Origin of the sequence: Candidatus Tisiphia endosymbiont of Sialis lutaria (assembly GCF_964026535.1) — a bacterium.
GTDB lineage: Bacteria > Pseudomonadota > Alphaproteobacteria > Rickettsiales > Rickettsiaceae > Tisiphia.
The window spans coordinates 1,175,141-1,188,566 of sequence record NZ_OZ032153.1 but is presented as its reverse complement, the minus strand read 5'-3'; the positions used below and the strand labels follow the sequence as shown (position 1 = coordinate 1,188,566).

The 13,426-nt window shown below is 32.3% G+C and carries 11 protein-coding genes and 1 pseudogene; 2 read left to right on the top strand and 10 right to left on the bottom strand.

What is annotated here, in order from left to right:
* Positions 1-16 precede the first annotated feature (16 nt).
* Both dnaG and AAGD20_RS05755 read right to left on the bottom strand, forming a co-directional pair.
* Entirely contained in the window at positions 17-1,789 is a 1,773-nt protein-coding gene (gene dnaG, locus AAGD20_RS05760) for a DNA primase (RefSeq protein WP_341748776.1), read from the bottom strand.
* Positions 1,786-2,406: a diacylglycerol/polyprenol kinase family protein gene (locus AAGD20_RS05755; RefSeq protein WP_094649338.1), complete on the bottom strand. Its 621-nt coding sequence runs from the start codon at positions 2,404-2,406 to the stop codon at positions 1,786-1,788. The genes dnaG and AAGD20_RS05755 overlap by 4 nt, the downstream gene beginning before the upstream one ends.
* Before the next feature lie 76 nt (positions 2,407-2,482).
* On the opposite strand from AAGD20_RS05755, the gene greA reads away from it, so the two are divergent.
* Positions 2,483-2,974: a transcription elongation factor GreA gene (greA, locus tag AAGD20_RS05750; protein ID WP_094649337.1), complete on the top strand. Its 492-nt coding sequence runs from the start codon at positions 2,483-2,485 to the stop codon at positions 2,972-2,974.
* A 380-nt stretch (positions 2,975-3,354) separates the two neighbouring features.
* On the opposite strand, the gene AAGD20_RS05745 is transcribed toward greA, so the two are convergent.
* Both AAGD20_RS05745 and AAGD20_RS05740 read right to left on the bottom strand, forming a co-directional pair.
* Positions 3,355-3,981 (bottom strand): phosphotransferase-like protein, encoded by a 627-nt coding sequence (locus AAGD20_RS05745; RefSeq protein WP_341748775.1) that lies wholly within the window; start codon positions 3,979-3,981, stop codon positions 3,355-3,357.
* 259 nt (positions 3,982-4,240) lie between these two features.
* A complete protein-coding gene (locus AAGD20_RS05740) occupies positions 4,241-5,062 on the bottom strand; it encodes a folate-binding protein (protein ID WP_341748774.1) in 822 nt (273 codons plus the stop codon).
* A 133-nt stretch (positions 5,063-5,195) separates the two neighbouring features.
* On the opposite strand from AAGD20_RS05740, the gene AAGD20_RS05735 reads away from it, so the two are divergent.
* Positions 5,196-5,999, top strand: coding sequence for an RMD1 family protein (locus tag AAGD20_RS05735; RefSeq protein ID WP_094649333.1), 804 nt, complete (start codon positions 5,196-5,198; stop codon positions 5,997-5,999).
* Positions 6,000-6,390: 391 nt separating this feature from the next.
* On the opposite strand, the gene AAGD20_RS05730 is transcribed toward AAGD20_RS05735, so the two are convergent.
* The 6 genes and pseudogenes from AAGD20_RS05730 to AAGD20_RS05705 all read right to left on the bottom strand — a co-directional run.
* Positions 6,391-7,947: an acyl-CoA carboxylase subunit beta gene (locus tag AAGD20_RS05730; protein ID WP_094649151.1), complete on the bottom strand. Its 1,557-nt coding sequence runs from the start codon at positions 7,945-7,947 to the stop codon at positions 6,391-6,393.
* A gap of 318 nt (positions 7,948-8,265) precedes the next feature.
* A complete protein-coding gene (locus tag AAGD20_RS05725) occupies positions 8,266-10,155 on the bottom strand; it encodes a DUF3857 domain-containing protein (RefSeq protein ID WP_341748773.1) in 1,890 nt (629 codons plus the stop codon).
* 125 nt (positions 10,156-10,280) lie between these two features.
* A complete protein-coding gene (locus AAGD20_RS05720) occupies positions 10,281-12,350 on the bottom strand; it encodes a tetratricopeptide repeat protein (RefSeq protein WP_341748772.1) in 2,070 nt (689 codons plus the stop codon).
* Between the two features lie 59 nt (positions 12,351-12,409).
* The gene (locus AAGD20_RS05715; protein ID WP_341748771.1) at positions 12,410-12,541 is read right to left on the bottom strand and encodes a hypothetical protein; all 132 of its coding nucleotides are present in this window, start codon (positions 12,539-12,541) and stop codon (positions 12,410-12,412) included.
* A 114-nt stretch (positions 12,542-12,655) separates the two neighbouring features.
* Complete coding sequence (locus AAGD20_RS05710; protein ID WP_341748770.1) at positions 12,656-13,162, bottom strand: nucleoside deaminase; 507 nt, start codon at positions 13,160-13,162, stop codon at positions 12,656-12,658.
* Positions 13,119-13,346 (bottom strand): annotated as a pseudogene (locus AAGD20_RS05705) (cation transporter dimerization domain-containing protein); the annotation flags it as partial. The pseudogene AAGD20_RS05705 and the gene AAGD20_RS05710, both read right to left, overlap by 44 nt.
* Positions 13,347-13,426 lie beyond the last annotated feature (80 nt).

The following is a 13,426-nucleotide window of genomic DNA, read 5'->3' as shown; positions in this document are numbered from 1 at the left end:
ATTTATAAACCTTAAGTCAATTAGTAAAAGATTCGTTTAGATTATAAAGTTCTTTAGAGACCCTCATAATTTCTTCTCGGTATAGCATAGCTTTTTTCAATTCTTCATCCGTTCCATTTTGAATAATGGAACTATATTCTTGTTTTAATAGTACTAGGTGATGTTTCTTATGCAACCATTGCCAAAGCAAGTCAGAATCTATATCATTCTTGTTAAATGATAAATCTAGAAATAGATTATTAGATTTTGACAATAGCGAAAAAGTCTCATAAAATCCAGCTTTTTCTGCCAAATCAATAATATTCTCATGATCTAACATATCATTGCTAATAATCTCTGCAAAATACCAATCACGAAAATCTTCAAGCATTTTGTTTTGAAAATTTAACGTTAATAAAAAATCCTTTATTTCTTGCTTGTTAACTATCTCTGGAAACTTTACTAACATCATACAAAAAACTTGTTCTAACATCTCAATTTCCGAATAGTCAGGAGCTGAAAATATTACATTTGAATTTCTTACCCCTCCCTTACTTTGACGTTTAATTAAATTTTGCCATATTTGCTCTTTAAAATATCTATAGTAATTATGGCTAAGAGTCCTATCTTTTATTTGCTTACAATAATCTTCAAGATTCTTTTCCAAAATAGCTTTATCTTCCGGGGTTACAAAACTCTTACCTTCATATTCGGAACGCCAAATCATTTCGGATAGATTAATCCTTTTATCAAAAATTTTGGCAAAGCCCCCTGCCCAATCTTTATTGATAATATCATTAGGATCACTGCCGCCAGGTAACATCACAAAGGAAATTTTCTTATTACCATTTATCAACGGCAATACTAGGTTAATTACTCGCTGAGTAGCTTTTATCCCCGCCATATCACCATCTAAACAAAGTGCTATTTCATCTCCGGCACGCCATAATTTCTGCAAATGATTCTCTGTAACCGCAGTACCAAGACTTGCTACTGTCTCTTTAAAACCAGCCTGATGCAAGGCAATAACATCTAAGTACCCCTCAACCAAGATTGAATGGTTTTTCTTATAAGCAACACTAATCGCATTATTCTCTCCATATAATGTTTCATTTTTCTGAAATAATATGGTTTCCGGAGAATTTAAATATTTAGGCAATCCATTACCAATTACTCGTCCTCCGAACCCAATTACCTTGTTATAAATATTCCTAATCGGAAAAATTATCCGGTTATAAAATATCTCATACATTGTACCATCATTTCCCTTGCCCACTAAGCCTGCTTTTTGAAGTTTTTTCAAAGATATTGATTTTTTTTCAAAAAACTTCTGCAATTCCTTAGCCGGAGGAGCAAAACCAATAGAAAATTCCTTAATTGCCTCTTTACTAATACCGCGGTCACGTAAATAATTACATACTTCTTGTGACAATTGTGAGGTAAAAAACCTTTCTGCCATCCCTAAGATATCAAGTAGTTCATCCGATTCTTCATGCAATTTTTGTTGCTCTACGGTTAATTTAGGCAATTCAATGCCATAATCATTGGCAAGTTTAATAGCTGCTTCTTTGTAAGATAAACCGTTAAGGCTAGCAACAAATTTTATAACATCTCCATGAACAGTGCAGCCAAAACAGTAATAGAACCTCTTGGCGTCATTCACAGTAAATGATGGAGATTTTTCAACATGAAAAGGACATAGACCCAAGTAATTCCCAGATTTTTTAGTTAAAACTACTTTTTGCCGAACAATATCTGATAAATTAATCCGGGTTCTAAGAAGTTCATAAAATTCTAATGGAATTCTCATAAACCTAAAATAAAGGTGAATATAATCGTAGAAAAGCAGTAAGTAAGAGGTATTAATAAATTATCGTTGATCAATAAATCTTTTGCATAAAATTCACCAATAGTAGTAACTACAGAACTAATTATGATAACAGTAAAACTAGTATGATAACCGATGAAAAAATACACCAACATGCTAATAAAAATTGCAGAAATTAGAAAAGCAATAGAACCTTCCAGTGACTTACCATTTTCTAGAGGCTTACCTATTTTAGTACCAACTAATGCCGCAAGACAATCAGCTATTATCAATATCAACCAAGACGAAATCGCTAAACCTTTTGAAAATAAAAGAGCTGTCAAAAAAAATCCAATTGCCATAAAACTACTACCACTTAGCCTGAATAAACCGCTCTGTTCCTCGGGTCTCATAAACTTTCTAAGAAATCTATCTGTGAATTTTTTAATATATAAATTGTAGTTCCTGGCAATATCTACATATAATACACAGGCAGTAAGTAAAAATAATAGTGTAGTAATAATTAATTTAGATGAAAATAAATAAAATAGTGGTATAATCAAGCTGTATAAATGGAAGGTTTTGCGTTGTATCTCAAATTTAAATATTTTAGTTTGCATGATAATCTAAAAGGGCTGTTTGACAAAGTTTAACACAACAAATATACTAGAAAACTTAACTTAGACAAGACATATTATTATGACGAAATTTCCTATTACACATAAAGGGTTCGATAGCTTAGAGAAAGAAATCAAACACCTTAAGCATATAGAAAGACCAAAAGTAATTGAGGCTATAGCAACAGCTAGAGATTTTGGGGATTTATCTGAAAACGCGGAATGGCATGCAGCACGGGACAAACAAAGTTTTATTGAAGGTCGAATTTTAGATCTTGAAGATAAAGTAGCAAGAGCTGAAATTATTGACACATCAAAACTCTCAGGTGACAGCATAAAATTTGGTGCTACAGTTAAGTTGATCGATGACGAAACAGAGGAAGTAGTTGTGTACCATATCGTTGGAGAATACGAAGCAGATATAACTAAAAAGAGAGTATCGATCGTATCGCCAATCGCTAAGGCTCTCATTGGTAAAGGGGTTGGAGATATAGTGGAAGTTACAACTCCTAAAGGTTCAAAATCTTACGAGGTTTTGGAAGTAACCTATCAGGAACTAGTCGATATTTAAGATATAGGAGCAATCCATAAGTCATATATGGACGAGTGAATCTGTTGTCATACCCGCTTCGGTGCGGAATCTAGACCACAACTGTTGAAAGTTGGAAGAGGAAGCAGTTTTAGACCAGGTAGTTTAAAGTCATATGTGGTCAACGTCATTGCGAGAAAGACCGTAGGTCAACGAAGCAATCCACAAAAGTAATCAAAAGTGGATTGCCACGACCACTACGTGGTCTCGCAATGACAGAAAACCTATCTAAAACCTGCTTTACCTTCTAACTTTCAACAGTTGTAAGGCTCACGCCTTCTCGCAATGACGTTTTTATGCTGTTTTATACTTATAGAATAAAAATTGTAGGGTACTATGGTGACGACGTCACCAACTTCCCATCAATTGACTATAGTTGTGCTATATACCATTTTACGCATAGTAATAAAACCTTGAGGAGCAGGATTGTTATCAACAAATTCCAGTATTTGTTTGGCATTTGCAAAGGCTGTTTTTGAGGTAGTATCAACTGTTAAATCATATTCACGCAAGCTACTTGCGTGAACTCTGTCTATTTGATCATTCGATAAACCTATCGCACGATCACAGCGTAGAATTTCCCGCTCCTGCATCACTGAAAGATCACAGAAAACTCCAACAAAATAGACAATATAGCTACTCAAGGTTTTTATGTAAGATTTGAGACCGGAGTCATCAAGTAATACTTCATCAATAATAATATTATTTCCTCGGCTTGCAAGCAGATTGGCAAAATCTGGCATTACACCAAAAAGTTGCTCACCTTTTTCTCCACTCTCAACCCGCATAGTTGCCCCCCGATCATTTGTTCCTGACACAAAGGTAAAATATTCAGTAGATACTTTATCATTATATGAGCATGGCATCATATTGATAAAACTATCTACACCAAAAGTAAGCCAAGAATCCTTACTTAAATGTTGCATTGATCTTGCGATAGATGTTTTACCGGCAGAACCACATCCATTTAAAAATATAATCTTACTCATCTTGTACCTTCCTGATATTTTGTATTGCTACTATAACTCTCCCAATTTGTCTAGAGCAAATTTTTATAAATGATTAGAGGAATACAATAAAATTAGCTATAGCAATAAGTTAGGATATCAATAAATTAATAGAAGCACCATGGATAGAAATATTATCACTACAGAATATAAAGAGTTTTTAGAACAGTTAAAAGCCCGTGTATCTATAAGTCGTTATCAAGCAGTCCGATCTGTTATAGTCAATTGATGAACAATCGGCTTAGCTATAACGCCAAGGTGGAACAGCCAAAGAAACTGGTAAGTTTCTTACAGTAATAACTGTATCTGCTAATGAATAATAATCATCCACCCTAATTAAAGCTATTGCCATGTTCTGATAAGCTGAACATACTACGCCAATTTTTATATTATTGGCGATAATTTCATCGTCTTTCGCGATATCTAAACTACCAGTATTACCGGAATCTGTGTTAATGGATAATTTAAATATTTTTTTTCTTACAACTCCTTGGTATTTTGTTCTGGAAACAACTTCCTGCCCAATATAACAACCCTTACTGTAACTTATAGCATTTAACTCCTCAGCCCCATATTCGATGGGAATAGACCTATTAGCAATTAAATCATCATAGCCATCAACTATGGCAAAATTATATTTATCCTGCTGATATAAGCCTTCTGTTGCTGTGGTTGTTAAAAAATCATCTTTATTAATAATTGAACGAAAAGCAAGTTGGTTATAACGAGGGTCTTGGTAGCTATTAAGTGGCAATTGCTGCTTTGAGTAAATAACCTGATAGGCGTTAGTTAAGTCATTCATTTCAATTTTAGCACGTAACTTGTACTGCACTAAGTGATTTTTAAATAAATCAGACTGATTAATATTTATATCAATAAAAAACCTCGTTGCCGATAATTTCAATACAAAAAAATCAAACAAATATCTTCCTTGGTTAGTTAGAGCATAGCTATAACAATAATCGTTATTTTTTATATCATTAGTGATCAAATTATGCAAAAAATTCATCGCATCATCACCAGAAACTTCAATGATTGATCTATTTGTTAATATTTCATACATAACTACCAACTATTACATTTTAATTGACTTTGTAACTTTTATAACTACTATAGTATAATGAAGCAACAATTGTTTGCCATAAATTATTTATTATATGAGATGCACTTCCTACTGTACTACTTCTGAATACAAAATGAACGATTTAGTAATAAACCTCAATAAAATCGGTCTTGAACCTAAATATTTCGATGATGTACTATATATTCAAAAAGAACAAGGGGAAAATTTAAATCCTATCGATGTTTTCTTTTTCCCTTTCGGTTGCGTTACTATATGGGGAGCTGAAGAAAGCCAAGAAAAAATGCTCCTTGCAGAAATAGCAGCTCTTAAAACTAATCAAAATGACGAGCTAGTTTCCGACTTTATTTATTTTGATTATGATGAAGCTACTGGTAAAACATTTATCGATGAAGAAAAAAACCAAATCATTCTTGCCGATAAATCAACTTTTATAAAATTATCTATCTCGCATGCTTTAGCTCAGTCAGTTAAGCTTAGTGTACTAGAAAAATCGGTAAGTAATCTAATTGTAAAAACCACCCCAATTCAACAAGAACTAGCCAGTACAGGTAGTGTATCACTTTCCAAAAAAGAAATATCTCAACAAATTGGGATATTATTTAACGAACGATATTCAATTAATTTACACAGCGATATACTGGATACTCCTGAATTCTTTTGGCGTCGTCCTAGTTACGAACCTTTATACTTAATGACTGCAGAGTTCCAAGATATTCAAATTCGTCAGAATATTCTTAATAATCGACTAAATATGATTCATGAACTTTACAATATTTTGTCAAATGACTTAAACTGTAAACACTCTACTAGACTTGAATGGATCATTATAATATTGATTACTATAGAAGTTGTGCTATCCCTTGCTCATGACAATCTCTTTTTCAAAATCATTTCCTATCTTATAGGCAAGATTTGAGATTTTAGATATAGTCAATTCAGGAAAATTTGGGGCTAGGAGGTTGCCTGCGATAACTAATTAGTCTCTCCGTCAAAAAGACCAAATATGAATTACTTTCGTTATTGCAGGCAACCTCCTAGTATTACAGTTGTAGTTTAGATGTGAGCATTCACGATTTTTTTGCTATTTTTTTGTGATGAATAAAAAAACCTGATCACCAAGCGTCATTGCGAGGGACCGTAAGGTCAACGAAGCAATCCATTTCTAATCACTTTCCTGGATTGCTTCGTCGGTCTGGCAACCTCCTCGCAATGACATCTTATACTTTAACCTTTTTTCCGTGAACACTCACATTCAATCTACAACTGTAGTACTAGCGTAATGCTAATCTGGTTTTTAGAAGAGCTTACTAAAGTGGTAAATTGTCATGTTTCTTCCATGGTAACTGTACTTTCTTGTTTTGAAGAAAGTTTAGTGCTTTACATATACGCCATCTAGTGTTTTGAGGTTTTATAATATCATCTAGATAACCTCTAGATGCTGCAACAAAAGGAGAAGTAACAGTATCTTTATATTCCTGAATCTTTTGCTTTTTTGATTCTGGGTCTTTACATTCTTCTTTAAATATTATTTCAGCAGCCCCCTCAGCTCCAAGTACTGCAATTTCTGAGTTGAGCCACGCATAATTAACATCACCTCGAAGATGCTTTGAGTTCATCACTATATAAGCTCCACCATAAGCTTTCCTAGTAATTATGGTAATTTTCGGTACAGTTGCTTCAGCGTACGCATATAATAATTTTGCTCCATGTTTGATAATTCCATTATGCTCTTGAGAGACACCAGGTAAAAAACCTGGTACGTCAACTAAAGTCACTATCGGAATATTAAATGCATCGCAAAAACGTACAAATCTTGCTGCCTTTCTTGATGCATTAATATCTAAACAGCCAGCTAAATGTAATGGTTGGTTCGCAACAAATCCTATAGACCTTCCTTCCATATAACCAAAGCCGGTTATAATGTTTTTAGCAAAATCTGGTTGCAACTCAAAAAAATCTCCTTCATCCACAATACGCTCAATTAATTCTTTCATATCGTAAGCTTTGTTTGGAATATTTGGGACTAAGGTGTTTAGAGACATATCAACTCGATCGGCTGGATCTTCAGTACGACGACATGGTAGTGGGCTACGATTTGATAGAGGTAAAAAATTAAAAAATCTTCTAGTTTCTAGAAGTAGTTCTATATCATTTTTAAAAGCAAAGTCAGCAACACCACTCTTGGTAGTATGCATTCTTGCCCCACCAAGCTGTTCCTGGGTTACTTCTTCGCCTGTAACAGTTTTAACTACCTCCGGTCCTGTTACAAACATATAGGAAGTATTTTTAACCATAAATATAAAATCTGTTAAAGCAGGAGAATACACAGCTCCTCCAGCACAAGGACCCATAATTAAGGTGATTTGTGGAATAATACCGGAAGCAATTACATTGCGTTGAAATAATTCACCATAACCAGCAAGAGCATCGACTCCTTCTTGGATTCTTGCCCCTCCTGAGTCATTTATCCCAATAACTGGGGCTCCTACCTCCAGAGCAGAATCGAGTATAGAGCATATTTTTTTAGCATGATACTCACCAAGGGAGCCACCGAATACCGTAAAATCTTGGCTATACACAAAAACTAACCTACCATTTATGGTACCATGTCCAGTTATTACAGCATCCCCTAGAAATTTCTTTTCTTCCATTCCGAAATTATCACATCTATGTTCAACGAACATTCTTGTTTCTTCAAAACTCTCAGGGTCTAGCAATGCTTCTATCCTTTCTCTGGCAGTAAGTTTACCTTTCTTATGTTGCAATGCAATTCTTTCCCCCCCTCCTCCTTGACGGGCGTTATTACGCTTTTCATCAAGAAAATCAGAGGAATTAGCAGAGGAATTTACAATATGTTGATTCATATATGGTTATTATAGTTCATTATAATCATAACTTGTAGTATAATAACAAAATGACGAAAAGATAGTAAAAATTTATCTAGATTAGAATAGATTTCTTGTACAACTCTACTTTACAGCTATCGAAAGTTATAGTCAGTTCAGGAGAAGTTGGGGACGTCGTCGCTCAATGCTCGCCTATTACTTATAGGCGTCGCTCCATCGCTCCTAGCCCCAAATTCTCCTGAATTGACTATAGAAGGTAGAGCTGATTTTAGATAGCTTTTCCGCTATAGTCAATTGATGAGTCTTACGTAGGACAAAAAAACAAAATAGCTCAGCTTACTCACCTAATATTATCGCAACTCGAGCAAATTCATTTTCTAACTTAGTTTTAAGATTTTTATACTGAGAAGTTTTTAATTCTTCCTGGGTAATCAAGCTCTTTTTTATGGTTATTATATCTGTGAATACAGTATCTTTATCCTGATATTTACATGATCTATTCACATATATCCAGGGAGTATCAATCTCAAAGTTTAATTTTTTACAATCTTTAACTATAATATTTTTGATAATCATATATTTCTTGTTAGTTTCAGGCATACCTATAAAGATGTCTGATATCTGGTCAGAAGCTGTATGGGTGATATCATCCGATCTATTAGACTTTGAAGTTAAAGCAACCCCCATATTTGTTTTAGAAATTCTATTTCTTTGCTGTAATGCATATTTGATTGTAATATCTTTAACAATACGAGAAGTAAGATCAGGTAATTCTAAGAATTTTTTGTCTTCTTCATTAAGATATTCTCCACTCAACCTGCGGAAAGTAAAATCCTTTAACTGTTCAGTTGAATAATATAATCCCCAACCACTCATGCTTGATGCCACTTCTCCCTTCATATCAAACTGACCAGACAACTCTACAATATTATTTTTTATAACTAATTCCTCGCGTGATATAGCTTGTGAAGTTTCAGGCTGTATATTGGCAACTTTGGTATAACCAGCTTCTTGAGTATCTAAGACCAATGCTATTTTATTAGCAACATCTGGGAAAATTCCTTGTGCCATACTAACAAGATTTGTTGGATCAATCCAATATACTTTGCCATTTTTATTAGTTACTTTAAGCATCGCATGATTAAAATTCCCCATGTTAGGTAAGGCATCTGGATTAGAAAAATTAGTAATACCTCGCATTACAAAAATAGGTTGAACTTTATAATCAAGTTTTTGCAAGATAGCAGCAGTACTTGCAGAAAAATCTTTACAATCACCAATTTGCGAACTGGCTACTTTTTCTAAATCTCTAGGAAAGTAACGACCTGATACTGTTCGCCAATCACCCATATATTGGATTTTTTCATTTAATGCAGAAGTGACAAAATTAATTTTTTCTTCGTCGGTATTCTTGTCTGCAGCAGATTCGGCTATATTCATGAAAATTGCAGGGAGTGGTTGGTTAATTACACTAGAATACCCAGGAGCAAGTTGTTTAGCCAAGTCTTCCCATTTGGTTAAACTTGACAAGGATACCCAAGTAGTATGCTTAATATTTAATATAGCATGACTTGGTTCATTTGTTATGAAATCGTAAACAGGCTTTTCTAAGATAATTTCTGCCGAATGAAAATCACTTTCAGCATCTTTAATAATTTTTAATACGCCTTTTGGATCATTTACTTTAATATTCAAAGGTAATTTAGAATTAATCTTAGTATGACTTGCCTGCCAATAACAGTCCCCACCGTAAAATAAATTAGTACCATAAAAATTATCTACAGGAACTTTTGTTTCAACATGCTTATATTTTAAATATATTTCTGCTCCAAGTTCTGCTTTAGGAAATGATATGGTTATTTGTCTTAATTGATCAAAACCTTTACCAAAAAAGGCTAGTGGTTTATCCTCAATCATATCTTTAGTGACTATATATTCTTGTCCATTATAAATAGTTTTAGCTTCTAATATAGAAATTGCAGAACTATTTTCATTATAAGTTAAACGATGTTGGGAAAAAGCATCACGCCCTGATTCTTTTAGTATTTTTGCATGCATTTCTGTTATTGATTCAAAAGTGCCATCTTGATTGACATTAATATTGTGGCTATAAAGTTTAATCTCAACAGGGGCATCTTCATAGCTACTCCACCTAGCTTGAGCGGTATGGTTTATTAAAAATACTAATAATATGAGGTGAAGAAAAGATTTTAAATAACTCATCATAATAATCTATATAAAAACTTAGTTGTTACCTGTAAAAAAATTTGATAAATCAAACTTTAATTTATGTATTATAGTAGCAAAAATTATAAAGCTTAGCAAGATAAAAAAACAAAAAACTGCCTAATCTATTTTTCTTTTGCCCATAAATCCATATTATATTTTTTACAATACTTAAACATAGAGACCGTATTGGAGTGATTTATGCCAAACTCTTTTACTTGCTGATTACCAAAAAATTTATAACTAGATAAGTCTTTTGCTTTACATGATGCTTTAGCTCCTTGATTATATAAGTAGCTAACATGTGCCACATTTTTACGATTATCCCTATATAAATAATGATATACGGTATAAGCTTTATTATAGGACTCTATTGCGGCTTTTACGTTATCTTGAGCAAATAAAATATCACCTTGTATTACATAACTAGCTGCTAAACTTGGATCTTCTGAATAATCTGCATCTTTAGGATTCCTACGCTCATCAGCTAGAAATATGTCAATAGCCTTATTAACATGCTCTGAGGCTTGGTCTAGTTTACCCATCCCTAATTCACTTTTTGCCATTTGGGTATAAATACGACCAAATATTTCGTGTTCTTCACTTTTTACCGGTTTATGCATGTCATATAATTGCTGAGCTTGAACATAAGCTTCTGGATATTTACCCAAAAAATTTAGTATTTCTGCTTTAAGTATGTAAGGAATGGTAAGGTGTAGGTCTTTAATATTAAATCCATTTTTCACCACTACATCAATAGATTTATTGATGTAATCTAAAGATTCCTGATATCTACCTTTAATAAAAAATAATTTTGCCTTTAAATAATATATTATAAATATATCAGATTCTTGTACACCTTGTGTAAATAATACCTCCATTTTTTTTAAATTTTCTTCACTAACTTTTACATTTCCTAAAGAAATATCAATCCCCGCTATGTGTGAATTAAGATTAAATTTTAAAAAAACATACTCTTTACCAAGGGTATCTAAAATGTTTAATGCTCTAGTGAAATAAGAAATGGCTATTTCAAAATTTGCTAATGACATCCTATTATACACTCCTATTAACCCTAAATATCTAGCGTAACAATATTTTTGGTATTCGGACATTTGCCAAAGCTTAAAGTCACCTTTTTTATCTTTTTGTTCCAACCAATCAATCATTTGTCTTTCTTTATGTATATTTTGAGTATTGACGTATATAACAAATAGTTCAGTTCTTAGATCAAGCATTGAATATATGTTAATATTATATTTTTTAGAACTTTTTAGCAGAGCTTCTAAATTTTCAGGAATAGTTTTTGCGGTTCTCAATAAATGCCCTATCTGTGAACCTTTAGGCTTAGGTAACTTTAAAATAATATCTTCTAATAATATTTTATTATTTCTATTTCCGCTTATCTCCCTTATTTTCTGAGCAATAACATCATGCATTTCAAAGATAGGATTAGTTTCATGAGAATCAATATTAGATATTAAGGCAAATTTAGATAGTTGATAAAGATCATCATCCAGAGTATTAGGATCATCAGTGATAATTTTTAAAAGTTCTTTCGAAAAACCTTGATTATTTATTAAGGCTATTTTATTTAGCAAATTTTTAGCATTTGGCTTTAATTCCTTGATAGCTAATGTAATATTTAATTTAATTTTGTCTGTTGATTGATGAATTTTTTTCTTATATTCGGCTTTATCTAAACCTTTTACATTATTTAATAATTGTACCCCTTGTACTATCATGATAGGATAACCAGCAAACTCTTTGTTCAAGAATTTTGCTAATTTGGAATTATGATTTTCTAGAATATTATTAGCAAGGGTAATTGCATCATTTTTTCCAAAAGCAGTCATTTTGACTATACTCGATAGTATTTCACTATATTGAGAGCAAAATATAACATGTCCATTATGTTCCCAATCAACGAATTCTTTAACTTTCTTATTTTTATTTACTTTTAGATTATCAAATATTAGTAACCATTTATCTTGATTTGATAAATAGTTCATTAGTTCTTTTCGTACTAATCTTATATCTTCTGATATTAGATTAGATTTAGCAGTACTATTAATAACTTTTGCTAGCTTTAGTAGTTCTTGATTAATATCTAAATTACAGTCAATAAACCAAATAAGCTTATAGTTATTTTGATTTTCATAACAATACATTCTAGCAAGTTGGGTTTTTCCCATGTCACTAGTTCCTACTATACTTGCTTGTCGATATTTAATTAAGTTATTTGTAAGCAAAGCTAGTTGTTTAACATGATCGACAAAATAAGTACTGGTGCAACAAAATTAGATAACTGGTTAGCTATTTGTTGTTGAGCTAATGAGTTAAGAGGCATTATTAATAATATTAATAGTATCAAATATTTATTCATTGTATTTTGCTAATAAAAGGTTTCAGAAAAGTTGCATTACTATCTTTATTTTGCTAATGTACATTATATATTATTATGAGGATTTTGCCTCCATCCTTTCATACAATATTGAGATTAGGGATTACATTTTTGATATCTTACATTGTAAAAAAACTCTTTGATTAGATTTTCAGAAATTTTTGCCGAAAAGCCACTATATATTTCAGGGCGGTAAAAACAAGATTTGCTATTAAAAAAACGTCCACCATTTTCAATCGCCCCTTGTTTTGGATCATTTGCCGCATAAAATAATCTACCTATTCTAGCGAAAGATATTGCCCCAGAACACATAACGCATGGCTCTAAAGTAACATACATATCACAATCTGATAAATTTTTACTAGATAGAATCTGACAAGATTGATTTATCGCTACAATTTCAGCATGCAATAGCGGATTTTTGGTTTGCTCAACAATATTATGAGCCTTTGCAATAACTTTGTTAGTTATTCTATTGACTATAATAGCCCCTACTGGAATTTCATTTTTATCTAAAGCAAATTGTGCTTGCTTTAGAGCTTCCTCCATAAAAAAATTGTTAAATTCTGTTGATCTTTTCACGGTAATTAACTTTTTCTTCATAACCATATGGATCTAGATGAATAATTATTTCCGCCCCTGGAAACTCTAATAGCAATGCACTACAAATTTGATCACTATGATAATGAGAATTATATAATGACATATCTGCATCCATTTCTATGTGACATTGTATAAACGGCTTACTTGCAGCGTATCTAGTTTTCATTTCATGGATGCCTTTTACTTCTTTAAAGCTAATAATTCTTCAAATAATTTGCATATATCTATTAGTGTAGTTGATTTTTATGATATATTGTCATACAG

Bases quoted from the DNA above. Each gene is read 5' to 3' on its own strand.
- dnaG (WP_341748776.1), bottom strand. From the start codon at position 1,789: ATGAGAATTCCATTAGAATTTTATGAACTTCTTAGAACCCGGATTAAT.
- AAGD20_RS05755 (WP_094649338.1), bottom strand. From the start codon at position 2,406: ATGCAAACTAAAATATTTAAATTTGAGATACAACGCAAAACCTTCCAT.
- AAGD20_RS05745 (WP_341748775.1), bottom strand. From the start codon at position 3,981: ATGAGTAAGATTATATTTTTAAATGGATGTGGTTCTGCCGGTAAAACA.
- AAGD20_RS05740 (WP_341748774.1), bottom strand. From the start codon at position 5,062: ATGTATGAAATATTAACAAATAGATCAATCATTGAAGTTTCTGGTGAT.
- AAGD20_RS05735 (WP_094649333.1), top strand. From the start codon at position 5,196: ATGAACGATTTAGTAATAAACCTCAATAAAATCGGTCTTGAACCTAAA.
- AAGD20_RS05730 (WP_094649151.1), bottom strand. From the start codon at position 7,947: ATGAATCAACATATTGTAAATTCCTCTGCTAATTCCTCTGATTTTCTT.
- AAGD20_RS05725 (WP_341748773.1), bottom strand. From the start codon at position 10,155: ATGATGAGTTATTTAAAATCTTTTCTTCACCTCATATTATTAGTATTT.
- AAGD20_RS05720 (WP_341748772.1), bottom strand. From the start codon at position 12,350: ATGGGAAAAACCCAACTTGCTAGAATGTATTGTTATGAAAATCAAAAT.
- AAGD20_RS05715 (WP_341748771.1), bottom strand. From the start codon at position 12,541: ATGAATAAATATTTGATACTATTAATATTATTAATAATGCCTCTTAAC.
- AAGD20_RS05710 (WP_341748770.1), bottom strand. From the start codon at position 13,162: ATGAAGAAAAAGTTAATTACCGTGAAAAGATCAACAGAATTTAACAAT.